Consider the following 23,680-nt stretch of genomic DNA (forward strand, 5'->3'; position numbering starts at 1 on the left):
ACGCGCATACAATTAGCCTATACTTGAGAAACTCTCACCACCATCGCCCATCCGTCTCATCCATTCGGGCGATACAACTTTTTTTCTCAACTCACTCCCATTTTGCTTTAATCTGAGATAAAACAGTTAATAATTCACTTAGGTACTTTTTATGACTCTCAAACGCCGAGATTTCTTGTATTTGCTGACGGCCAGCGTCGGAGCTATTACCGGAGGTGCTTGCCAAGCATCAGGAAATAATGTATCTCAAGCAAGTCCAATTGCAGAAAGCCCAAAAATAGCCCAAACTCCGGGGCCTTTTACACTGCCACCTCTGCGCTACGAATACAATGCTTTAGAACCGCACATCGATGCGCGGACAATGCAATTTCACCACGACAAACACCATGCCGCCTACGTTAAAAACCTCAACGATGCTGTCAGTAAATACCCGCAACTAAAAAATATCACTGCGGAAAATATGCTGCGAGATTTGAGCAAAGTGCCGGAAGATATTCGCACAACCGTGCGTAACAATGGCGGCGGACACCTAAATCACAGTATGTTTTGGGAAATCATGGGCCCCAACGGCGGCGGCGAACCCACAGGGGCAATTGCAACAGCAATCCAGCAAAATTTCGGCAGTGTGGACGATTTTAAAACAAAATTTAACGATGCCGGCGCCAAGCGTTTTGGCAGCGGTTGGGTGTGGCTAGTCCGTAATAAAGCTGGCAAACTTGAGATTACAACTACAGCAAATCAAGACACTCCTTTCATGGAGGGCAACTATCCAATTATGGGTAACGATGTTTGGGAACACGCTTATTATCTCAAATACCAAAATTTGCGCGCCGACTACTTAAAAGCTTGGTGGAATGTGGTTAATTGGGCGGAAATTAACAAGCGCTACGAACAGGCGATCGGGTAGTTTTCAATTAGATGAAATACAGGACACGGCCGATGAAATACAGGACACGGCAGTGCCGTGTCCCTACTAGCGCACGGGACGATCGAACTGCTGTACAACTTTCCGCAAGTAAACGCAGTGCCGCGCCCCCTGACTCGTCGGCGTTGTGAATGCTTCGACTGACTCAACTGTGCCGCCCAAATGCTCGATCGCCCTTTGCAACTCAGTTTCTTCCTCCACCGTCCAATTCCCACGGTAAAGTACAGCCAAACCGCCATTTTTCAGCAGAGGCAGCGCGCATTTAGCGCAGAGAGAAGCTGCTCCCACTGCTCGAAGAACGGCTAAATCATAAGCTTGTTTGTGCTGTGGCTGTCGGGCAATTTCATCGGAGCGGCCCAACAAAGTCGCCGCATTCTCTATCCCTAAAGACGGTACAACTGTTTCCAAAAAAGTAATTTTTTTGCGCGTAGAATCGAGCAAGGTAACTGATAAATGCGGCAGGGCGATCGCGATCGGCAGACCCGGAAAACCCCCACCTGTCCCGATATCGATCGCTTTCTGAACCGACTCGGCGGCCAATTCGGGATTTTCCGCCGAATTGTGATTAGTTGGCAGCAGTCTGGCAATTCCCCGCAGAGAATCCCACAAATGTTTTTCCCAAAACTCCATTGGCTCAGTAATTCGAGTTAAATTCAAGGAGCGATTTCCCTCGACAATTAACTCATAAAGTCGCTGAAATTGTTGTTGCTGCGACTCATTCGGCTGCCAATTCAGCGTTTTTTGCCACAACTCGTTCATCTGGGGCAACACAGGCATTTTAATATCATTCATCAGATTCTATTTCCACTCTTTTCTTTGAGTCCGCACAGGCGGACTTTGTTTGTGTAGTCGCGAATTTTATTCGCCGACAATTTCTTCAGTCCGCGCAGTCGGACTTTGTTTGTGTAGAAGCGAATTCTATTCGCTCCCAATTGATTTAGACGCGAATTCTATTAGCCGGGAAACCATTGGAAACGCCAAAAAAATCAAACGCAACTCGTTTCCTTAGCTTCTAATTTAGCCCGATCGACCTCTTGCAAATCCCCGTGGTTTAGAGTCCAAAATTTATCGGCTACACTCAACAAATCGCTAGCATCGTGAGTAACAATCAACAAAGTCCAGTGACTTTTCAACTTACTCAACAAGCTTACCAACTGCCGCCGCATCGACCAATCTAAACCCGCCGTCGGTTCGTCCAAAAGTAGCAAATGCGGCTGCCGAATTAGCTGCACCGCCAGGGCTACCCTGCGCTGTTGTCCGCCGCTCAAAGCGTGGGGGGAAGCGCGCAGCGGCAAATGTCCTAGTCCCACTTCTGCCATTGCTGAGTTAATTTGTTCTTGTCCCAATTCAGGATGCCCCAACCGCAATTCTTCTAAAATTGTGCCTCCGCAAAAATGCCTTTCGGGAAACTGGAATACTAACCCTCCTAACTGTTGCAAGTGTTCGGGTGTTAATTCCTGTTCCCGCCAACGGATATCGCCGCTAGTTTTTTCGGCTAAACCTGCTAATATTTCTAATAGCGTACTTTTGCCTGAACCGCTGCGACCCACAATCAGCCCCATTTGCTGCGATGGCAGTTCTAAGTTAATATTTTTCAGAATAGGATTCGGACAGGCGGTAGGATGATATACTAAGTTTTTTAGATAAAGCATTAACGGCAGTTGTTAGTTGGCAGTTGGCAGTTGTTAGTTGGCAGTTGTTAACACTCAACAGTCAACAATCAGAAAAATAGTTATTGTTGGAGGGGGGAACTTCTGGTTGTGCTATTGATAGTTAAGGCTGTTTTTGGCAGGGGTCGATCGCACACAATTATTTTACATAAATCTTAACAAAAATTTCCTTTTTTTTTCAGGAGTGGCGTTTGATTTTTCTGTTTTTTCATGGTATAGTTTAATAATGGAAATCTGTCCGTCAATATATTACAAGTCACACTCCCATTATTAAAATATACCTCAACAACCACAAAAAATCAAGCAAATTTCACTCTTTTTTTGGTGGCGGCCCGAAAGTCTGAAAATTTAACTCTCTTGTTTCTAGTTTACAGTATATTACATTGAGAGAATTGACGATGACGAAAACTCCTTTAGCATCGGTGGGCAAGCAAATGTTAAGTTCTAAACAGACAGTGCGGGCGATCGCCTGTGCAGGAGCGATCGCCCTCAGCATCTGCATTAACTCAGCAGTAGCGGGCGATCCCTTTCGCAGCAGCAACCCGCAGGCGATCGGGCCCAACACCGAAACCGCTTTCAAAACAATGTTTCAGCAAGGAAACTACAAACAAGCAAAAGCACAAGTTCAACAAGCACTATCCACCGAACCAAACGAGCCGCTAGCCTATGCAATGGCAGCCTCCCTCTCATACATCGAGCAGGACTTAAACTCGATGAATTCCTACGCGCAAAAAACCCGCGAAGTCGGCGAAAAATTGACTAAAACTAATCCATTGCGCGGCAATATTTACACAGCAGCAGGTCACTTTCTAGAAGGGGCGAACATTATAGCCAAAGAAGGAACAGCCAAAGGCGCGCCCCAAGCTTTGAGTAAATTGCGAGTAGTATTTCAATACCTAGAGGCCGCAGAAAAAATAGCTCCCAACGACCCCGAACTCAACCTAATCAAAGGCTACATGGACTTAATGCTAGCCACAAACCTGCCCTTTTCCAACCCCAACGAAGCCATTCAAAGACTCGAACAAAAAGCCTCTCCCCGCTACTTAGCTTATCGCGGCATGGCAGTAGGCTATCGAGACTTGAAAAAGTACGATCGCGCTTTAGAGTTTGCCAACAAATCCCTAGCAGAAACGCCCAACAATCCCGAACTTCTCTATCTAAAAGCACAAATTTTGTTCTCCAAATCCCAGGGAAAAGACAGCAACAAAACCTTACTTGAGGAAGCCCGAAAAAACTTCGACGCCGCCTTAGCAAAACCAGACCAACTGCCGCGCAGTTTAGTAGCCGAAATCTTCTTTCAGCAGTGCAGAACCCGTAACCGTCTCGACAGCCAATCTCGCGCCTGCGACCCGATGCGCGATAAAATCAGAGATGCAGATGGAGTCTGGGGGCCGGCAGCCTTACCACCACTATAAAAAGAGTCAGAGTAAAAGTCAGAAGTCAGGAGTCAGGAGGAAAATTTTCCCTGTCTCCCTCTCTCCCAATTTTCCTCTCTCCTACAATCCAATTCCTGCAATTCCATTCCCTTTCTTTGAAAAAATTGATGCAAGTAGAGTTTCGCGAGTTTAACCCCTTTGACCTCTGGATTTGGCTGAAGTTCAGCAACGTGCCTTCAAACGGTGAAAAACAGTATGTTGAAGAAGTGTTTGACTCTTGGTTTTTCTTGGGAAAACTCGGAGGATTTAATGCGGAAAATTTGCAAGTTCAAGATGAAGGCTTAGATATCAGCCAGATGAATTACGATGTTAATCTAGCCGACCAAAGTATGATGGCTTTGATGCACAATATGGGAGAAATGGAGTATCAAGGTTCTTGGGCTCGCTGCTGGTTTGATTTGGGCACTAGCGATGCAATTGGCCTCGATGTTTTGATTAATGTTTTCCAGCAACTCAGCAAAGAATTCGTAACGATTGAAAAACTGATTATTGGCGGGGAAAATAGAAACTGGCCCGTTGACAACAGTCGCCGTCGAGAGTCTTTTGCTGCTGATAATTAGTCATTAGTGATTACTCATTAGGGGCGGATTCTACTCGTTACTAGGCTCTGCCTGGTAACACATATCCGGAGGCTCTGCCTCCTATTTTGCTGCTCCGAAAGCGAGGCAGAGCCTCTGGACATTGATTCCTAGGCAGAGCCTAGGAACCAGTTAATGATTGATTACTAATTATGCAAAAAGGTAAAATTCGCGTAATTGTTTTAGGATTAATTCGATCGGGCGATCGCATCTTCGTGTCAGAATGCGAAGATCCGGTCAAACAAGACACATTTTACCGAGCTCTGGGCGGTGGCGTAGAATTCGGAGAGCACAGCATCGACGCTTTGCGAAGAGAGTTTCAAGAAGAAATTAAAGCCGAGTTAACAAATATCAAATATTTGGCTTGTTTGGAAAATTTTTTTATTTTTAATGGCCAAGCCGGACACGAACTAATACAACTCTATGAGTGCGAATTTGTCGATCGCAAATTTTATGAATTGGAGAGTCTGGATTTTGCAGACGGAGATGGGGAACATACTGCATTTTGGATGCCGATCGAGCGCTTTCGGTCGGGCGAATTGCGCCTAGTTCCAGACAAATTTATCGACTACTGCGAAGGCTAATAACTCAACCAATACCAAAAAACAAATACCTGATATGGGAGAATTACACCTAAAATATTTGCCGTAGGGGCGGGTTTCACCCGAAATATTTGCTATAACTAACAGGATGAATAAACCCGCCCCTTCCTTCTTCCGCCCAGCGCGTTACATTTAACTAGCGAAAACTAGGCAGAGTCCGCAACAGCTCATAGAGCAAAGAGTTGATAAAACCGAGGGCGATAGCCCCCAGCAAAGCACTCCAAATTCCCCACCGCAAGCGAAATCCTTCGACTAGCCAAGCCGCCAATCCAAAGATAATGGCGTTGATAACAATTATCCACAAACCAAAAGTTACCAACACCAAAGGAAAACCCAAAACCACAAAAAGCGGCCGCACCAAAGCATTCAGCAATCCAAAAACCGCCGCCGAAATCATCGCTTTTCCAAAAGTGTCAATATCCACCCCGATGGGCAACTTGGAAATGATAAAAAAGCTCACGGAAGTAACTAGCCAAGCAATTACCAGCGAAATAATATCCATGTGCCAATCTCCTTAAAAAAGCTAAACATTAAATCGGAACAACAGCACATCCCCCTCTTGTACAACATACTCTTTACCTTCACTGCGAACTAAGCCTTTTTCCTTAGCCGCATTCATCGCGCCCGTAGCAACCAAATCTTCATATGCTACAGTTTCGGCCCGGATGAAACCCCGTTCAAAGTCCGAGTGAATCACCCCCGCAGCTTGCGGTGCTAACATTCCGGCGATAATTGTCCAAGCGCGAGTTTCCTTCGGCCCGCTAGTAAAATAAGTCCGCAAACCCAATAATTCGTAAGTAGCTCGAATCAGAGATTTCAAGCCACCTTCTTTGACCCCCAGAGATTCTAGGAAATCCGTTCGTTCTTCCTCAGATAACTCCACCAATTCTGACTCAACTTGCGCCGAAACAATAACAACCTTAGCATTTTCTTTAGCTGCTACTTCCCGCACTTGTTCGACATAGCTATTTCCTGTTGCTAAGTCGTCATCAGATACGTTAGCAGCATAGATAATTGGTTTGTTGGTCAGTAATTCCAAACCTTTAACTAATTCAGATTCTTCATCTGTGAAATTGTACTGCCGTGCTGGTTTCCCGGCATTCAAAACTGCGACCAATTTTTCGAGTACATCCACTTCTGCCTGAGCTTCCTTATTGTTGCGGGCTAGCTTGCGAGTGCGATCGAGCCTGCGTTCAATTTGAGCTAAGTCTGCTAAAATTAATTCGAGATTGATAATGTCAATATCTCGCTGGGGATCGACAGAACCGGCAACGTGAATAATATCATCATTGTCAAAACAGCGGACAACGTGGACGATCGCATCCACAGCCCGAATGTGAGACAAAAACTGATTTCCTAATCCTTCCCCCTGACTCGCCCCCTTCACCAAACCCGCAATATCCACAAATTCCATCCGCGTTGGCACAGTTTGCACGGAATTGGAAATATTGCTCAGCACCTTCAACCGTTCGTCTGGCACTGCCACGATACCCGTATTTGGCTCGATCGTACAGAAAGGAAAATTAGCAGCAGTCGCCTTGGCATTAGCAACCAGAGCATTAAACAAGGTAGATTTGCCAACATTAGGCAGTCCGACAATTCCGGCGGTAAGCATAGCTATTTAGAAACATATCACTGTATCAAAATATCATAAGCAATAGCAATATATCTGACTTGTGTGTTTTAACTTCCACTGCTAAGCTTGAGTAAATATACAACTTAAGGTAGATGGCTCAATGGTTAACCGATGGTTAAGCAAAGTGACGATCGCTGCGGTGCTCTCGCTGCCTCTGTTAGGACTCACAGCAGCTAGCGTTTTCGCTGAGAGGGTCAAACTTTCGGTGATTAACAACAGCGGCAAGACGATGACAGTCCTCCAGTCGAGTAATTCCGACGATGATTGGGGAGAAAACCTGTTAGACGGTCCGCTTGCCGATCGGGGCACTGTCCCTTTTGAATTTGATTCAGCTGAGTACGAGGATGATATCTCGGATGGCTGTGTTTTTGATATCATGGCCACATACTCTGACGGCACACAGTCTGATTTGCGTGGTATTAACTTTTGTACAGCGCCGTCGATCAACTTCAGTAAGTAGTTAATCGATAATTTAGGCAAAAACCGAGTTTTTTCAAGTCTGATATTCCACAAAAATATTGGGGACTTTGGGGAAACTCGGTTTTTGCGATCGGCCTGACAAACAATCTTAAATTTCGCGATCGACTAAAACATAATTTAAACAGGTTCAGGGATTGTCTGAGGAATAGGTTCCGGCACTGTTTGAGGAATCGGAGAGGGTACAGTTTCCGGCACCGGTTCGGGAATTGGCTGCGGAATTGGCGCAGGTACGGGTTCCGGTACGAAGCCGGGAATCGGTTCGGGTACGGGGCCCGGCACTGGTGGCGATGCGGGTATAGTCGGCACCCCCGGTTCGGTACTGGGAATCTGGGGGCCTGGAAACGGACTAGGGTTGGGAAAAATCATGTTAGTGTTTGGCTCGCTAATAGAGATGTTCCAAAAACATTTGGTCGCCACTTCTAGCTATATTTTTCAACAAAAATAACTGAGTTGTGGTATTGTTTTATCTCATAATTTTAAACTCAAGATTGCGACGGACACATCTATCTAAATAGCTATAATTAACTATTAAGTCAGCATAAAATTATACCTTTGGCATTAAACTAAGTAAGTGGTTACAAATAAACATTAGATGGGGAGGGCGCGTGAGTACAGCAAGAAACTGCCTGAGAGTAAAGGTACTCGATCAACCCGTCCCTACAAGATATTATGGTTTTTTCATATCGCTCTACTTAGATATCAAATACAGCAATCAAGATTAAGCGTGTCACCAGCAAACTCTCAACAACAAACGCCCCTATTAGATGCTTTGCGCGATCGCACAAATCATCCGCACGCCCCATTCTACGCCCCCGGACATAAACGCGGACAAGGAATCTCTCAACCCCTAATTGACTTATTCGGTGCGGCAGTATTTCGATCGGATTTGCCCGAATTGCCAGAATTAGATAATCTCTTTAACCCAGAAAGTGCAATTGCCGAAGCTCAAGACTTAGCCGCCGCAGCATTTGGAGCTCAATCAACTCGGTTTTTGGCTAACGGTTCAACTTGCGGAATAATCGCCGCCATCTTAGCAACTTGCGGCCCAGGAGATAAAATTATCCTACCTCGAAATATCCACTCCTCGGCGATTTCTGGTTTAATTTTATCGGGTGCAATTCCGATTTTTGTCAATCCAGAGTACAACTCGGATTGGGATATTGCCAACAGCATCACCCCAGAAGCCACAGCCTTCGCATTAGAACAACATCCCGACGCCAAAGCAGTAATGATGGTTTACCCAACCTATCACGGTGTCTGCGGGGATTTGCGGGCGATCGCCCAAATTACCCATCAATACAATATACCGTTATTAGTAGATGAAGCCCACGGCGCGCACTTTAACTTTCATCCAAACTTGCCAGAACCGGCACTATCAGCAGGTGCCGATTTAACAGTACAATCAATCCACAAAACCCTCGGTGCAATGACACAAGCATCGATGCTTCACGTCAAGGGTGATCGCATAGATATCCAAAAAATAAATAAAGCATTGCAGCTAGTACAATCCACCAGCCCCAGCTACTTATTATTAGCATCCCTAGACGCAGCCCGCCAACAAATCGCACTCCACGGCAAAGAGTTAATGGCGCAGACTTTACAGCTAGCAGAAAAAGCGCGATCGCGCATCAGTCAAATTCCCGGCTTATCAGTTTTAGAACCATTAAATACTCCGGGTTTTGCAGCATTAGACCGCACCAGGCTAACAGTAAAAGTATCAGATTTAGGAATCACAGGATTTGCCGCCGATGAAATTTTGCACTCTCAACTCGGCGTCACGGCAGAATTACCAATGGCCAGACATTTAACATTTATTATCAGCTTGGGAAATACAGAATTAGATATTGACAATTTAGTTAAAGCTTGTACTCTTTTAGAAGGAAGAAGGAAGAAGGAAGAAGGAAGTTCGGCAACGAGCACTGTACAAGATGTAACGGATGTCAGGAAGAAAGAAGAAGTCCGAGAGAAGAAGTCCGAGAGAAGAAGTCCGATGTCCGATGGAAGATTTGCCCACTCTCCCACTCTCCCACTCTCCCCCTCTCCCCCTCTCCTCTCCCCCCGCGAGGCTTTCTTTTTTCCAGCGGAAACAGTACCAGCAGACAAAGCAGTCGATCGACTCAGTGCCGAACTCATCTGTCCCTACCCCCCAGGAATACCAGTCCTGATGCCCGGTGAAATCATTACCCCAGAAGCCGTTGACTACCTGCAACAAATCCTGGCCGCCGGCGGAAAAATCACAGGTTGTAGCGATCCCGGCCTCCAAACTCTCAAGGTTGTGCGACAGTAAATATTAAGGCTTGGGGGAAATTGGCAGAATTTCTACTTCTTCCGCGAGTTCCAACTTCGGTCTTGCTTCAATCAAAAATCAAAAATCAAAAATATAACTATGCTTTGGCCCTACGTCACTCCAGGCATCCCGGATGACTTATTTGAACGTTTACCGGGCATTCCCATGAGTAAGCGAGAAGTCCGACTGCTGTTAATCTCCCACCTGCGGCTGCAAGCAGATTCAGTCGTGTGGGACATCGGTGCAGGTACTGGTACGATCGCCGTAGAAACAGGTTTGCTGTGTCCTAAAGGTCGGATTATTGCCGTTGAAAGGGACGAAGAAGTAGCAAGCTTGATTCGCAGAAATTGCGATCGATTCGAGCTCGACAACGTAGAAGTCATAGAAGGTAGTGCCCCGGAATGCCTGGAAAACCTGCCCCAACCCCCCCACCGAGTCTGCATCGAAGGAGGTCGCCCCATTAAAGCCATTCTCCAAGAAGTCTGGCGGTACTTGCAACCCCACGGTAGAGTTGTCGCCACAGCATCGAATTTAGAGAATCTTTACGCCCTTTCCGAAGGTTTCGCCGAGTTACAAGTCCGCAACATTGAAGTAGTCCAGTCCGCCGTCAACCGCTTGGAGACTCGCGGCCTCAGTCAAACCTTTGCCGCCGTCAATCCCATATTTATTCTCAGCGGCGAAAAGCTGGATTAGAAGTTAGTTGACAGTTGACAGTTAACTTTAACCTGGTTCCTCGGCACAGCCTGGGAATACATACCCAATGCCCCATGCCCTATGCCCTATGCCCATTCCTAAATGTAATTCTTAATCTTTTTTAAGTTCACTTAACCTTCATACTTAAGAATAGGGGCCACCATAGCTGGATTGACCGCCTGACTTGAGATATTGGATGACCGATGGGGGATGGGGGTTAGTTGTGCAAGGGATCAACTCGTGCTCTAGAAAAATCCCAAATCTCAAATCCAAAATCCAAAATCCAAAATCCAAAATCGAATGATCCACCGCCGTCTGCAAGAGAAATTCATTTTATGCCTTGGTCTCGTATCCTGAGTGGAATAGTTGCGATCGCCCTTGCTTTGGGAATGATTATTATGGGCGGATGGTACTTCACCGTCGGCTTTGGAGTCATCGTCTACCTAGGCCAATTGGAATATTTTCAATTAGCCAGGGCTAAAGGTATTGCACCCGCTGCCAAAACTACCTTAGCCGTCAGTCAAGGGCTATTAATTACTGCCGCCCTAGCACCGGAACTCGTAGATGCCATGTTCCCCTTAGCGGGAACCTTAATCTGTTTCTACCTGTTATTCCAACCTAAATTATCGACGATCGCCGATATTGCCTCCTCAGTTTTAGGATTGTTCTACGGCGGTTATTTGCCCAGCTATTGGGTACGGCTGCGAGTCGGCCTCGACCCAGCCAATCTTGCTACAACCCAATTTTCGCAAGCAGTAGCAAGCAATTTGCCCGTTAACATTTACTCGCCGCCGTCTTGGACAACTTCCAGCCATATATCTTTAGGATTGACTTCGCTGCTGCTGGCTTTCTTCTGCATCTGGGCCGCTGACATTGGGGCTTATTTTGTCGGCAAATTCTTCGGGCGCACTAGCCTATCCCACATCAGCCCCAAAAAAACCGTTGAAGGTGCCGTATTTGGAGTTTGCGGCAGCATCGCCGTGGCAGTCGCTGGTTCTTGGTATTTACACTGGCCGGGGTGGCAGTATACTGGGGCTGCTTTTGGTATGTTGATTGGGGTTGCTAGCCTGTTGGGAGATTTAACTGAGTCGATGATGAAGCGAGACGCCGGCGTTAAGGATTCGGGACAGTTGATCCCCGGTCACGGCGGCATTCTCGATCGCACCGACAGTTATGTTTTTACCGCACCGTTAGTCTACTATTTTGTCACTTTACTGTTGCCCGCGATCGACTCTTTTTTAATTAATCGGTAATTGGGAATTGGGAATTGGGAATTGGGAATTGGCCAAACAGGGCATTGGCCAAACAGGGCATTGGGTATGTATTCCCAGGATCTACCGAAGAACCAGGTTAAAGCCAACAGCCAACAGTCAACAGTCAACTGTCAACTAACTAAGGCAAAACTCTAATTCCCCCCCGACAAACAATCTCCCCCGGACTCAAAATCAATTCTTCTATCTCAACTTCCGGCCCAAAATCAATTTTAAAACCATTGAAATCACTGCTCTTTAATTCTCCATCCATTTCGATTTCTGGTGATTCAAACATCAATTCGCGACCGCTGGCTATCCGCAAACCAGTCCGCAATACCAAAGGAATTTGCCTACCGCCAGCGCGCAAAATTGTCGCCGAAAGCGTTAACAAACCCCCCTCAATTGCAATCTGCGAATTTTGCAACTTCAGCGACTTTTCCCTATCTGTTAGTGGCAGCAGGGGGAGCAAAAATTCGCTCAAAGCATCAGCCAGCAAAGGCGCTTTCAGCGACGCATTCAAATCCGCTTGGCTGACCCTCAAAACACCTGTTACGGGAACGGATTCCAGGAGGCGCAGGGGTTGGCCTTTGAGAGCTTGACCGAGGTTGATGCGAATGCCACAGCCCTCTATGGCAACGTCAGTTAGGTGTAGTCCTTTATACACAGCACCGATCGCGGCCGCCGTGACTTTGGGGATCGCACCGCTGAAGATTTGTCGATCGCTCCCCTCAATTTTCACCTTCAACTCGTCCACATGCTGAACTTGCGATCGCAGCCACAACTGCACCGCCGGAGACAGCACCGCGCTCGCGATCCGGCTGCCTTGACTCGGCGAAGCTCTCCCCGGTTCCTCGCCCAGATTAACAGTCTCACCAGAGCCAGCAGCGCCATCTCTATTGTCAAATTGAAGAGAGTTTCGATCGACAGTCATAAACAATTTCAGAATATAAACCTTAATATTCAAGCACAGAAATTTAACTAGAACTTGCACATCTGGACTCAAAAACCCGATTTCTGCACAGATGTACTGCTGTCAACCTTTGATTTTTCTTAGAAACAGGGTTGATGAAAACCAGTCAGATTAACTCCAAAACCAAGCAGAAATCTGGCATCAGCAACGCCAGAAGCAGAAAAATTCTCACCTTTCCCCCCTTGGGATCTTTGGGTAGTTCACGAGTTGTGCGATCCCGATGAAAAATTCGCGATCGAGCGTATAAATTTAACCAGTAGTACGGAATTTATGGTAGTGTTGGTTTATGGTCGGGTCAGACCCACACCTTTCAAACCAGCCGCAAACCAACGGTGCAAACCTGTGCCTGCCGCGAGTCTTTTCGTCGTAGTTTTTGCACAGCATTCAGGGTAATGCCATCAGGACAATCTGCACCGGGCACAAGGACAATCTGCACTCTTGCCGGACGTCCTGTAATAATTGGTCAGCATTATAATTTATTCCCAACCAGGAATTGAGCATTGCTAGTACGGTTAATCAATTAACCGTGTCGTGTTTCCTCCCCACCGCTGGCTCGTTGGGGATTTCCACACTCCCGTCATGTCTGATGAAAGGCTGCAAAAAATCCTCGCCCAGTGGGGCATTGCCTCTCGCCGTCTTGCAGAACAGATGATTGTAGCTGGACGAGTCCGAGTTAATGGCAATATTGTTCACTTAGGAGAAAAAGCGAATCCCGATCGCGATCTCATCCAAGTCGATGGAGTCCCGGTGAAACCAACGGATAAACCCGCAAAGGTGTATCTGTTGCTCAACAAACCGGCAGGCGTAGTTTCTACTTGCAGCGATCCAAGATCCCGATCGAAAGTTCTCGACTTGCTGCCACCCCAACTGCGTTCGGGTCAAGGCATCCACCCCGTAGGACGCTTAGATGCAGATTCCACCGGCGCCCTCTTGCTCACCAATGATGGTAAGCTGACATTTTGTTTGACCCATCCGCGTCACTCGATCGCCAAAACTTATCAGGTTTGGGTGAGCGGCGATCCCCCGGAACCCATACTACAAACGTGGCGTCAGGGCATCATCTTGTCCGGCAGAAAAACTTTGCCCGCGAAAGTTAAAGTTATCGATCGCGCGCAAGACCAAACTCTGTTAGAAGTCATTCTATCAGAAGGCAGAAACCGACAGATTCGGCGAACAGCCGAGCTCTTGGGATATCCCGTGGTGCGCCTGCACCGCACAGCCATTGGCCCGATTCAATTGCAGCGGCCCGGTTCGCCAATATTGCCACCAGGCTGCTGCCGACCCCTAGAAGATGCGGAAATTATTTATTTATGGAATCTAGTCAACCTAACATCAATAAGCGTGCCAGTAAATTCCCAGGAGCACAGCATATGACAAAGAATTTATTGTTTTTATTCTTCAAAACCACTAAGCAGAAACTGCACTCCCAAGAGCCAGAACCAGCTCAGAAGAAGCTAGCGGAAATAGGAGCTAAACTCCGTCAGTACCGCGAACAGCAGTCGATTTGTTTGGACAAAGTAGCCGTGGTAACAATGATTCGGCGGAATCTGCTACAAGCAATCGAGGACGGTCAACTCGACCAACTTCCCGAACCCGTCTACACTCAGGGTTTGATCAAGCGCTACGCTGAAGCAATGGGTTTGGACGGAACTCAGTTTGCCGAATTTTTTCCGATCGAACCGCCGCCCCGATCGATAAGCAAGCTATCTTGGCAAGATGGGCCTCAGTTGCGGCCGATGCACCTCTACCTCTTTTACACATTTCTAATTATCTGTTCGGTCAATGTCTTATCTCAATTGATGAGCGGTTCTGTTACCGCAAAAAACGGTGCGGGAGCCGAAGAACTAGCGCTTGGGCAGCAAGAACAAGCTCGCGCCGCTGCTGAGGCATCAAGAGCCTCACAAAATCAGAAACCGGATAGTTACGAGGCTGTCGAAGCAGTAAGAACCGGTCAAAATTTAAATAAATCTGGCAATAAACCAGTAATGGTTAGCGTCACTTTTAAAGCAGAATCGTGGATGCAGGTTGAAGTCGATGGTAAAACAGAGTTTGAGGGAACTTTGCCGACCGGGACTGTTCGCACCTGGGGGGCTCAAAAGCAATTGGTAGTGGTAGCAGGTAACGCCGGCGGGGTAATGGTTGCTGTTAATAACGGACAAGCCGAACAACTCGGAGAGCCTGGAGTCGCTAAAGAAGTTGTTTTTAAAGCAAGCGAACTTAAGCCTTCAGCACCGCCCCAGAATGAAGGTTGAGTGTTAATGGGTAATTGTTAATGGGTAATAGGTAATAGCGGGCAGTCCATACATTTTAATTAGAATGTCCGTCTTGATGCACTCATTACCAATTACCAATTACCCATTCTATCAAACCCGGTTGCATCGGAATAGTCATATCCAGTCAACAGTCAATCGATTTTAGATTTTAGATTTTAGATTTTAGAATTGAAGCATTGACCCCACGGATAAATACGTTCGGCAAGTTTCATGGGATACAGGTTTTTTATTTCTGGACGGATGAATCCGGGGGCTTGTATCCTGGATGCTTTCGGTTAACAATCACGGATGGTGCAACCGGAATTGATAGAATTCATCTGCGTTAATCTGTGTTGCATCTGCCTGTATCTGCGGTCAAGAAAAGATAATTTCTGAACCGCCCCGGACAAGGGATTGACGCTGATTCACGCAGATAAAGAGAAGAGAGATAGGAATAATTCCGATGTTAACAGATTTGATATTACCCATTAACAATTACCAATTACCCCTTCCCGACAATCAATGTTTATTAGGAGCGCGCCCGGAGATGTAAGTCATAGTTTTTAGCCGATCGCGCACTTCCCAATTCACAGCTTCGGGCCGATACCGCCAGCCCCAATTTCCCTCTGGTTTCCCCGGAAAATTCATCCGCGCGTCAGTACCTAAACCCAACAAATCTTGAAACGGCACAATTGCCATATTAGCAACAGAAATCCAGCCCATGCGGATTAAAGACCAGTGAATTCCTTGGGGATCGATGCAGCCCAAATAACGCAAAACCTCGTCTCTTTCGTAGTTTTGCAGTTGATTGAACCATCCAACAGTCGTGTCGTTGTCGTGGGTGCCGGTGTAGACTACGGAGTTGCGATCGTAATTGAAAGGCAAAAAAGGATCGCCCGGACCAGCGCCAAAAGCAAACTGCAAAATCTTCATTCCTGGAAACTCGTATCGATCGCGCAAAGCTTCCACTTCTGGAGTAATTACCCCTAAATCCTCAGCGATAATCGGCAAGTTGCCAAACTTTTCGTTAATTACATCCAACAAAGCTGTTCCCGGCGCTTTAATCCACTCTCCCTCGATCGCAGTTTCTTGTCCGCGCTTCACCGCCCAGTAAGCGTCAAATCCTCGAAAGTGGTCGATCCGAGTCACGTCTACATAAGAGAAAATCGCTTCAAAACGCTGCACCCACCACTCGAAATTAGTTGCTTGCAACTTCTCCCAATTGTATACGGGGTTGCCCCACAATTGACCTGTTGCACTGAAGTAATCCGGGGGAACTCCGGCCATTAAAGCTGGTTCTCTGCTGGCTTCATCCAAGCAGAATAAGTGGGGATTCGACCACACATCCGCGCTGTCGTGAGCTACATAAATCGGAATGTCACCAATAATTTGAATGTGACGCTGGTTGGCATAGCGTTTCAACTCCGTCCACTGGCGGAAAAACTCAAATTGAACGTATTTGTAGTAATAAATCTCAGCATTTAGCTGCTGGCGCCACTTTTCTAGGGACTTGGGTTCTCGACGGGCAATTTCGGGTTCCCAATTGTTCCAGCTAACACCGCCAAAGTGATCCTTGAGTGCCATAAAGAAGGCATAATCTTCCAGCCAACTCTCTTTGCTTTCGCAAAAAGCTGAGAAGTCTCTTTGCTGCACCGGCGATGCTTTGGCTTTGAAGTTTTCGCAAGCTTTTTTGAGCAAAGACACTTTCAGGGCGATCGCCCGCTCGAAGTCTACATAATCCAGCGGAAATTCTGGCAAATTAGCGAAGTCTTCATCTGCGAGCAATTGATCGTTCCGCAGCAGTTCAGGGTTAATCAGCAGCGGATTTCCCGCCATTGCTGAATAGCATGAATAAGGAGAATTGCCGTATCCTGTCGGGCCCAGCGGCAATATCTGCCAGTATAGCTGGTCGCTCTCTACTAAAAAGTCAATAAAGCGATATGCTTCCATTCCCAAGTCCCCAATGCCAAATCGACTGGGAAAGGATGTGGGGTGGAGTAATATGCCGCTCGATCGGGGAAAAAGCATAATCTATCTAAAGATATAGGAATTTAACATTGACAATTTGACCTATCTTCCCTACCAGTTAAACTTCGCAGTTTTTAGGGCGATTTTCAGGGCAAATACTTTTGTGATTGTCTCATATTTTCTGCGATAACGTACTTACCAAATATTTTTATGGAACTCTACTCATAAATCCTCAGTAGAGTTCAAAACATCAAAATCCGAACTTACACGATCGCCCTGCTTTCACAGCTAGGTTTTTTTTACCCAGGATCGTTTGCTGCAACAAAGTATGTTGCTTGAGCCTAGTCGGTTTCTGCCTAACCTTTAAACTTAACTTTTTTTGGGTTTTTGCCCCATCTCTCTGCAGTCGTAAATTGCCCACAAAAAATCAGCCATCACTTAAGCAGAGCCCATGCACAAATCAGCCGGCTGTTTTGTATCTCAAAAAACAGCCGGCTGCGAAATTACTGGTGATAATGCTTAGTTCATGCTTGCTTGTTCAACATTTTCTGCACTTGTTTGAGAGCTATAGCGCCGACGTTGTAAGCCGCCCAGCCGCCCGCCAACAATACGGGCATCAATACTATTAGTATGCGGAAGTCAAAATCCATGAGTTCTCCTCCTAAAGTTTTTTAACAAATTCTCATAATCTATTTGTATCTCATTTTGTCGCCATTCTCCTGACTCTCTAAGCAAATATTCGGGATACGCAGGAGGACATCGCTCCCCAAGAATTGAGAGCGAAAGCGAAACTCCTGGGCGGGATCTCGGCATTCGCTGCACCAATTATCCCACAATCTGTTTGGCAATCCCTTCCACAACCTTAGTTAGAGGGTCGTTAGGGAAGTGCAGCGCAAACACCCCCTTGCTGGCGAGCAGCATCATCTGGTCGCTGTGGGGCAGTACCCCTGCCACTGGGATGTTGTAAATACTCTCTACTTGCTGCTTCAAATCCTCGAAATCCAGCGATTCTGGGGCTTTGTTAATCGTCATCAAAATCTTGGGAACTTCTAATTTGCGGGCCACATCTACCGTGACAGCAGTTCCCTGAAAATCTTGCTGATCCGGACGCAGAATCAGCAGCAGGATGTCGGAAATGGTGATGCTGAGGAGGGTTTCTTCGTTGAGCCCCGGGTGCGTGTCTATAAATAGGTAGTCTAAGTTCAAAACCTCGATCAGTTCTTGAAAGCCGTCGGTAAGCAGTCCCACATCGTAGCCTTCGCGCAAAACTCGCGCTATCTCCCCTGCTTTAATGCTCGAAGGAATCAGGTAGAGGCTGCCGTTACTGGCTAATTTTGGCAGCAGGGAACTCACATTGTAGGCCGTATCCGCGATCGGACATCGGCCCCACAGGTAATCGTTCAAGCAGCGATCCATATTGCTCTCGCTGAAACCGAACAGCACGTGAATCCCCGGCGATTGAATGTCTGTGTCCACAATGGCGACTCGATTTCCGCCGCGAGCGATAATAGATGCCAGGTTTGCTGTCGTGTTCGATTTGCCAGTTCCGCCCCGGTAAGAGTGGACAGAGATGATTTTGGACATGATCTGCGTATGAGGGTAAGAAACGGGGAGAACCCATTATGATGCAATTCTCGATGATACAGTCGAGTTGTCGGTCATTCTTCCTTGTCCCCCAAATCCTCCTTGTCTGCTAAACTATCAATTTTTTCATCTTTTATCATCTTTTGGCCGCCCCTGCGCTGCCGCATCTGTTTGGCTTTGGTTTGCAAATCGCTGAACTCGTCATCAGGTTTGGTTTCGGCTGAACTAGCACCGCCGCCCCCATTGATGGGGACACCTGTTTGAGAGCCGCTTTCCGATTCAGTCACGGCGGCGCGCTGCTTCTGCTGTTTGGCTTTTTCCTGCAACTGAGCTAAGTAATCGTCTGTCTGACTTTCGACCTTGGGAAGCTCTGGGGTAATGGCAATTATTTCTTGGGGTTCGGAAGATGCTTTTTCAGAGGTTTCTTGTTTGCTAATCCTCAGTTTATCTTTCTTTTGCTGCAATTCTTTAAAGAAATCAGATTCTGTGATTTCTGCGACTTGCTGTTCTTTTTTGGCTTGGTCTATTTCGATTTTGAAGACTTGTTTTACTCGATCGCTAATTGCTTTCCCGTATCCGGCTTTATTAAATCTCTCTGCTGATACAATGCTACCGCCAGTTACGATTAATGCTAAGGCTGGCGCTGCCACAGGCACCCACCCTCCCAACAGAAAAATCCCAAAGCCGATCGCGCAACACCCGGACAGCATTGCTCCGAATGTCACCGTCAACTTCGCTGGGTGAGCCATCCGCGATGCCAAGGTTCCTCCCACAATTGACCATGCCGAAATCCACAAGATTTCTGCCCATTCCGGCCAAAACCAAAACATCGGTCTGTTGTCTAAAACAGCACTCAGAATTTGGCTGACTACTTGTGCGTGTGCCACGATACCAGGCATGAATTGGTTGCTTTGCTGTCGCCCACTGTAAGGAGTATAAAATAAATCTTTAACGGTTTCTGTGGTGTAACCGATGAGAACTATTTTATCTTTAACTAAATTTGGGTCAACTTTCCCTTCTAAAACATCGGTAATTCTGACTTGGTTTGCGACTTGCCGCCTGGAACGATAGTTAATTAATATTTGATATCCCCTGACATCGGCATTTTTGTATCCTCCGTCATTGCTTGCTAGTTGTTTTAATTGAGTTTCTCCCAGCCATAAAGATTGATCTGGTGCCAGTTTGGGATAGATTTTTTGCCCTTGCAGGTAGCGGAGTGCTAGCTGGAGGTTGAAGGAATATAAAACTTGAGAATTGTCATTGCAAAGATGTTTTTGGGCAGAAGAGTTGCCCTCAATTTTCGGCGGTTTCATAAATAATAAAGCCCTGCGGAGTATGCCACCGGGATCGACTCCGAAATCTGCAAATCCCACCCGGTTTTGTGGCAGCCCCGGCGCAGGCGGAGAACCGGGATTGTCCGGGCTTCCGTCGGTGACTAAACATACCCCGATCGTTCGATCGCTTTTTTGTAAAAATTTAGTCAATTCCTCGCGCCCGTCTCCTAAAGGTACGTCTCGCAGTACATCTAAACCGATGACTGCCGGCTGCATTTTTTCCAGTTTTTGTAAGATTTCGGCTATTTTGCGATCGGATATTGGCCACTGATTCAGTTTCTGAATGTCTGCTTCGGTAATCCCCACAACTAGCAAACGCGAGTCTGGCTGTTCATCGGGACGCCACCTCACCATTTGGTCATAAGCGCTTAATTCTACTGGTTCGAGTATTCCTAGCTGTCTGGCTCCCATCAAGGATAATGTTACTGCCGCGCTGGCAATTAATACAGACTTAGCCAATGCTAGTGATGGTTTATACCTTTGACTCACTTGAGCCACTGCCGATCGAATTTTGTTAGATATTTTACTCATTATCCGAGCATAAAAGTTTGACTCGTTTCTGGAACAGCAGTTGTTTCACATTCCCCACCTGCCGGAGACTTCCTCCATCTTAGAACACTCGGAAACTCCGACCACTTTGTTACAAAAATTTACCTTACGTAGCGACCAACTGTATCCAATGATACTTGCGACCTAGGCAACCGGATTTTTCCGACAGAGAATCCACTTGCCGCTCGAATTAATTAATGTTATTGATGATATGTCAAGGTATAAATTGTGTATCTGCGCCCTCGACTAGCATCTCAAAAATATTTATCGCCATCAGCGAATGCCTGTGTTTGCAATTATAGTGAAAGGTACAACAAAATGAAATGTTTTCTACATCGGGCTACACTTGCCGTCGCCGTATCTGCGATCGCAGCTACCCTACCCAGTTCACTTGCACCGATGCGCGCACAATCCCAGCCGCTTCTGCTGAGTCAAAATGTTAATTTCCAGCCTCCCGATGTAACAGCCCCCGCCAACCGACAAGGAGGAACACATCGCGGCAACAAGCTTTGTCCAGCGGGTTTATCTATTACTCCTTTAGTACCTCCAACTAATATCGGTTTAACCCTAACAGAGTCTCCCACAATTTTTGTCTATGTTCCTCAAACCTCTGCAAAAATAGAGTTTACTGTGCTCAACGACAAGGAAGAGGAAGTCGTCTACGAAAAAACATTTAAACTAGACAAATCTGGGATTGTTGGAGTTACTATTCCTGCTACCGTGGACAACAACAAATCCCTTGAAGTTGGTAAGCGATACGTGTGGTCATTTTCGCTAGTTTGCGACCCCGAAGACCGAGCTGCGGATTTAGTTGTTAAAGGGTTCGTGCAGCGAATTGAACCGCAGGCAACTCTCAAGAGCGAGTTGGCAAATCCCGACCCCATGACTAGGCTCAACGTTTATGCTCAAAATGGGATTTGGTACGAAACTATCGCTACTTTAGCCCAAATGCGGCGCCAGACACCGGGGGATGTGAAGCTGACAGCCAAGTGGACGCAATTATTGCAGTCCCAAGGACTGGAATCAGTTGCAGCTCAACCACTGGTTGCGCCTCTTTAAATCTCGCTATTTCTTGAAGTTTTGTCGATCGGCCGATGGCGATGTGAAAATTGACCACGAATTTCAAAGGTGGTACCCGCCACGTGATTTATCCGTGGAATGAATCCAAAATCCAAAATCGAAAATCCTCAAGAAAGAGCATTTATCCGTGGGGTCGCCTCTAAAATCTAAAATCTAAAATCTAAAATCGATTGACAAATTCACTCGATCGCGCCCGGAGCTAAAACTCCGGGTTAACATTAGAGATGTACTCTATAAATATTTCTACAAGTTGGTGGAAAAATGAAACGTTTTATAAATTTTACTGCACTGGTGATGACTGTATTGGCGATCGCCGTTACTCTCCCCAGTTTGCTGACACCGATGCAGGCTGTGCCCGCACCAATCCTGCTGAGTCAGAATGTTAATTTCACACCTCCCGATGTAACAGCCCCCGACAATCGGCAAGGGGGAACGCATCGAGGCTGTAAGTTACGGGATGGTTTATTCATTACTCCCTTAGTACCTGAAAGCAATATTGGCTTAACGCTAACAGAGTCGCCAACATTTTTTGTATATGTTTCTCAACCGGCAGCTCAAGTAGAGTTTATTTTGCTAAACGCAGATGAATCCGAAGTAGTTTACGAAACTACTTTAAAAAATGACAAAGCCGGAATAGTTGGAGTTAACCTTTCTGAGAAAGACAAGACAAAAAAAATTGAGGTTGGTAAGCGATATGTGTGGTCGTTTGCCCTAGCCTGCGATCCTCTGGAGCGTTCTGGAGATTATATTGTTAAAGGATGGATGCAGCGAATTGAACCCCAGGCAAATCTCAAGAACGATTTGGCAAATCCCGACCCTATGGCTAAGGTGATTGCTTATGCTAGAAATGGGATTTGGTACGAGACTCTTGCTACTCTAGCCGAAATGCGACGCCTCGCACCCAATGATTCGCGGCTGACGACCGAGTGGACGCAATTGTTGCAGTCCCAAGGACTAGAATCGATCGCAGATCAACCGCTAGTTCAGTCTTTTTAATAACGACTCTTGACCAATCATTGCTGAGTGTTTGCATAGTCAATTCTTCAATTATTCAATCCAGTGACCGAAAGCAGCCAGGGTACAAGCCCCCGTTCTTATCCTGGTACAACCCAAAAATACTATCCGATAACCAGTCCCCGGATTCATCAGTGATATCGCTTTCTTCAATTCTCCAATTCTTCAATTCTTCAATCCAAAATCCAAAATCTAAAATCTAAAATCGATTGATGGCTAATAACTTTCCGACAATTCTAGCTCTTGATTTTGACGGTGTGATTTGTGACGGACTAATCGAATATTTCCAAACAGCTTGGCGTACCTACTGTCAAATTTGGAAACCAGTGGAAACAGTGCCCGATCCAGATTTAGCTTTGAGTTTTTACCGAGTGCGCCCAGCCATAGAAACCGGTTGGGAAATGCCGCTGCTGATCCGCGCACTACTGACAGGAATTTCCCCAGAGCAAATTTTGCTAGAGTGGCCGAATATAGTACCGTATTTGTTGACCGAAAATAATTTAAAAGCGCAGTCTGTCGGCGCTATGTTAGACGGATTGCGCGATAATTGGATTGCTGAGGATTTAGCGGGGTGGCTGTCTTTGCACCGCTTTTATCCAGGGGTTGCTGATCGCTTGCACTCGTTGCAGGAGAGGGGAGTGAAAGTGGCGATCGTCACTACGAAGGAAGGCCGTTTTGTGCGGGAACTTTTGCAACTAGCAGGCGTACAAATGCCGTCAGAGTTAATTTTTGGCAAGGAATACAACAAGCCAAAACACCAGATTTTGCGGGAATTTTTGGCTGCGTCTGGCAAAGATTCGACTATTTGGTTTGTGGAAGACAGGTTAAAAACTTTGCTGTCGGTGAAGCAGCAGCCGGATTTATCTCAGGTGAGGTTATTTTTGGCTGATTGGGGTTACAATACTTTGCCGGAACGGGAATCTGTGGCTCAAAATCCACCAGTTCAATTGCTTTCTCTGTCGCAGTTTGCCGGAGATTTTGCCGATTGGCTGCCGATCGACTGTTGATGTTAGATTTGTTTACAGTGGTGATTTTTTTCGCTTCTCAGAGTCAAAAAAAAATCACAAAAATTTACATCTTTTTTGTTGACTTTGGCGGCGTAGACATGGTATTTTAATATAATGGGATGGTGGCAAAAATAATATTTTTGTCACCATCCCATTATAAGATAAATATAACAGAAATTCCTCAAAAAAGCAAGCCGATCGACAAAAAAAAAGGTTTTTTTTTTCAGGTACTCTTGACATCAAAAACCTGGTTTTTTTACTATTTCTGGGGGCGGGTACGAAGTATTTTAGTTAATCAAACCGCGTATATCACAAAAAAACCAGATTCGGAACCAAAAATTTGAAAAGTGTTTTGATAATTT

23 protein-coding genes are annotated in these 23,680 nt (G+C 46.3%); 13 read left to right on the forward strand and 10 right to left on the reverse strand.

The genetic code is table 11. The features are described from left to right. Positions 1-151 precede the first annotated feature (151 nt). Positions 152-907, forward strand: coding sequence for a Fe-Mn family superoxide dismutase (locus QUB26_RS14185; protein ID WP_333245344.1), 756 nt, complete (start codon positions 152-154; stop codon positions 905-907). Between the two features lie 66 nt (positions 908-973). Here QUB26_RS14185 and rsmG read toward each other — a convergent pair whose 3' ends face one another. Together rsmG and QUB26_RS14195 are read right to left on the reverse strand one after the other, a co-directional pair. Next, complete coding sequence (gene rsmG / locus QUB26_RS14190; RefSeq protein WP_333245341.1) at positions 974-1,717, reverse strand: 16S rRNA (guanine(527)-N(7))-methyltransferase RsmG; 744 nt, start codon at positions 1,715-1,717, stop codon at positions 974-976. Between the two features lie 194 nt (positions 1,718-1,911). After that, positions 1,912-2,577 (reverse strand): energy-coupling factor ABC transporter ATP-binding protein, encoded by a 666-nt coding sequence (locus tag QUB26_RS14195; protein ID WP_333245338.1) that lies wholly within the window; start codon positions 2,575-2,577, stop codon positions 1,912-1,914. A 416-nt stretch (positions 2,578-2,993) separates the two neighbouring features. On the opposite strand from QUB26_RS14195, the gene QUB26_RS14200 reads away from it, so the two are divergent. The 3 genes from QUB26_RS14200 to QUB26_RS14210 all read left to right on the forward strand — a co-directional run bounded on the left by QUB26_RS14200 (position 2,994) and on the right by QUB26_RS14210 (position 5,193). Continuing rightward, positions 2,994-4,010, forward strand: a complete 1,017-nt coding sequence (locus QUB26_RS14200) for a Sll0314/Alr1548 family TPR repeat-containing protein (RefSeq protein WP_333245336.1) — start codon at positions 2,994-2,996, stop codon at positions 4,008-4,010. A 128-nt stretch (positions 4,011-4,138) separates the two neighbouring features. Continuing rightward, positions 4,139-4,591 (forward strand): DUF3531 family protein, encoded by a 453-nt coding sequence (locus tag QUB26_RS14205; protein ID WP_333046970.1) that lies wholly within the window; start codon positions 4,139-4,141, stop codon positions 4,589-4,591. Between the two features lie 170 nt (positions 4,592-4,761). Then, entirely contained in the window at positions 4,762-5,193 is a 432-nt protein-coding gene (locus tag QUB26_RS14210; protein ID WP_333245333.1) for an NUDIX domain-containing protein, read from the forward strand. A gap of 154 nt (positions 5,194-5,347) precedes the next feature. Here the strand turns inward: QUB26_RS14210 and QUB26_RS14215 are convergent, their stop codons facing one another. Continuing rightward, positions 5,348-5,713, reverse strand: a complete 366-nt coding sequence (locus QUB26_RS14215) for a phage holin family protein (RefSeq protein WP_333318515.1) — start codon at positions 5,711-5,713, stop codon at positions 5,348-5,350. Positions 5,714-5,734: 21 nt separating this feature from the next. Then, positions 5,735-6,826, reverse strand: coding sequence for a redox-regulated ATPase YchF (ychF, locus tag QUB26_RS14220; protein WP_333318518.1), 1,092 nt, complete (start codon positions 6,824-6,826; stop codon positions 5,735-5,737). A gap of 121 nt (positions 6,827-6,947) precedes the next feature. Here ychF and QUB26_RS14225 point away from each other — a divergent pair, with 121 nt between their 5' ends. Next, complete coding sequence (locus QUB26_RS14225; RefSeq protein WP_333243004.1) at positions 6,948-7,307, forward strand: hypothetical protein; 360 nt, start codon at positions 6,948-6,950, stop codon at positions 7,305-7,307. Positions 7,308-7,444: 137 nt separating this feature from the next. Here QUB26_RS14225 and QUB26_RS14230 read toward each other — a convergent pair whose 3' ends face one another. Then, a complete protein-coding gene (locus QUB26_RS14230; protein WP_333318521.1) occupies positions 7,445-7,693 on the reverse strand; it encodes a gamma-aminobutyric acid A receptor, epsilon-like protein in 249 nt (82 codons plus the stop codon). A 358-nt stretch (positions 7,694-8,051) separates the two neighbouring features. On the opposite strand from QUB26_RS14230, the gene QUB26_RS14235 reads away from it, so the two are divergent. The 3 genes from QUB26_RS14235 to QUB26_RS14245 all read left to right on the forward strand — a co-directional run bounded on the left by QUB26_RS14235 (position 8,052) and on the right by QUB26_RS14245 (position 11,560). After that, positions 8,052-9,614 carry an aminotransferase class I/II-fold pyridoxal phosphate-dependent enzyme gene (locus QUB26_RS14235; protein WP_333318523.1) on the forward strand — a complete coding sequence of 521 codons (1,563 nt, stop codon included), beginning with the start codon at positions 8,052-8,054 and terminating at the stop codon, positions 9,612-9,614. 99 nt (positions 9,615-9,713) lie between these two features. Beyond that, a complete protein-coding gene (gene cbiT, locus QUB26_RS14240) occupies positions 9,714-10,307 on the forward strand; it encodes a precorrin-6Y C5,15-methyltransferase subunit CbiT (RefSeq protein ID WP_190659397.1) in 594 nt (197 codons plus the stop codon). A 335-nt stretch (positions 10,308-10,642) separates the two neighbouring features. Then, positions 10,643-11,560 carry a phosphatidate cytidylyltransferase gene (locus tag QUB26_RS14245; RefSeq protein ID WP_333243012.1) on the forward strand — a complete coding sequence of 306 codons (918 nt, stop codon included), beginning with the start codon at positions 10,643-10,645 and terminating at the stop codon, positions 11,558-11,560. Positions 11,561-11,699: 139 nt separating this feature from the next. Here the strand turns inward: QUB26_RS14245 and QUB26_RS14250 are convergent, their stop codons facing one another. Continuing rightward, complete coding sequence (locus QUB26_RS14250) at positions 11,700-12,491, reverse strand: DUF2993 domain-containing protein (RefSeq protein ID WP_333244223.1); 792 nt, start codon at positions 12,489-12,491, stop codon at positions 11,700-11,702. A 618-nt stretch (positions 12,492-13,109) separates the two neighbouring features. Here QUB26_RS14250 and QUB26_RS14255 point away from each other — a divergent pair. Next, entirely contained in the window at positions 13,110-13,904 is a 795-nt protein-coding gene (locus QUB26_RS14255; RefSeq protein ID WP_333243108.1) for a pseudouridine synthase, read from the forward strand. After that, positions 13,901-14,782, forward strand: a complete 882-nt coding sequence (locus tag QUB26_RS14260) for a RodZ domain-containing protein (protein ID WP_333243018.1) — start codon at positions 13,901-13,903, stop codon at positions 14,780-14,782. Before QUB26_RS14255 ends, QUB26_RS14260 begins: the two co-directional genes overlap by 4 nt. A 519-nt stretch (positions 14,783-15,301) precedes the next feature. Here the strand turns inward: QUB26_RS14260 and malQ are convergent. From malQ to QUB26_RS14280, 4 genes are all read right to left on the reverse strand, one after another. Continuing rightward, entirely contained in the window at positions 15,302-16,810 is a 1,509-nt protein-coding gene (gene malQ, locus QUB26_RS14265; RefSeq protein WP_333243021.1) for a 4-alpha-glucanotransferase, read from the reverse strand. A gap of 464 nt (positions 16,811-17,274) precedes the next feature. Then, a complete protein-coding gene (locus QUB26_RS14270; protein ID WP_333105443.1) occupies positions 17,275-17,400 on the reverse strand; it encodes a photosystem II protein Y in 126 nt (41 codons plus the stop codon). Between the two features lie 175 nt (positions 17,401-17,575). Beyond that, a complete protein-coding gene (locus QUB26_RS14275) occupies positions 17,576-18,334 on the reverse strand; it encodes a MinD/ParA family protein (RefSeq protein WP_333205872.1) in 759 nt (252 codons plus the stop codon). Positions 18,335-18,408: 74 nt separating this feature from the next. Next, on the reverse strand, positions 18,409-20,199 hold the full coding sequence (locus tag QUB26_RS14280) for a CHASE2 domain-containing protein (RefSeq protein WP_333243024.1): 1,791 nt from the start codon (positions 20,197-20,199) through the stop codon (positions 18,409-18,411). 336 nt (positions 20,200-20,535) lie between these two features. Here QUB26_RS14280 and QUB26_RS14285 point away from each other — a divergent pair, with 336 nt between their 5' ends. From QUB26_RS14285 to QUB26_RS14295, 3 genes are all read left to right on the forward strand, one after another. Next, positions 20,536-21,276 carry a DUF928 domain-containing protein gene (locus QUB26_RS14285; RefSeq protein ID WP_333318526.1) on the forward strand — a complete coding sequence of 247 codons (741 nt, stop codon included), beginning with the start codon at positions 20,536-20,538 and terminating at the stop codon, positions 21,274-21,276. A 282-nt stretch (positions 21,277-21,558) separates the two neighbouring features. Beyond that, positions 21,559-22,293 carry a DUF928 domain-containing protein gene (locus QUB26_RS14290; protein WP_333243029.1) on the forward strand — a complete coding sequence of 245 codons (735 nt, stop codon included), beginning with the start codon at positions 21,559-21,561 and terminating at the stop codon, positions 22,291-22,293. Between the two features lie 230 nt (positions 22,294-22,523). Then, on the forward strand, positions 22,524-23,318 hold the full coding sequence (locus QUB26_RS14295) for an HAD family hydrolase (RefSeq protein WP_333243032.1): 795 nt from the start codon (positions 22,524-22,526) through the stop codon (positions 23,316-23,318). Positions 23,319-23,680 lie beyond the last annotated feature (362 nt).

The organism is Microcoleus sp. B4-C1 (genome assembly GCF_036705285.1).
GTDB lineage: Bacteria > Cyanobacteriota > Cyanobacteriia > Cyanobacteriales > Microcoleaceae > Microcoleus.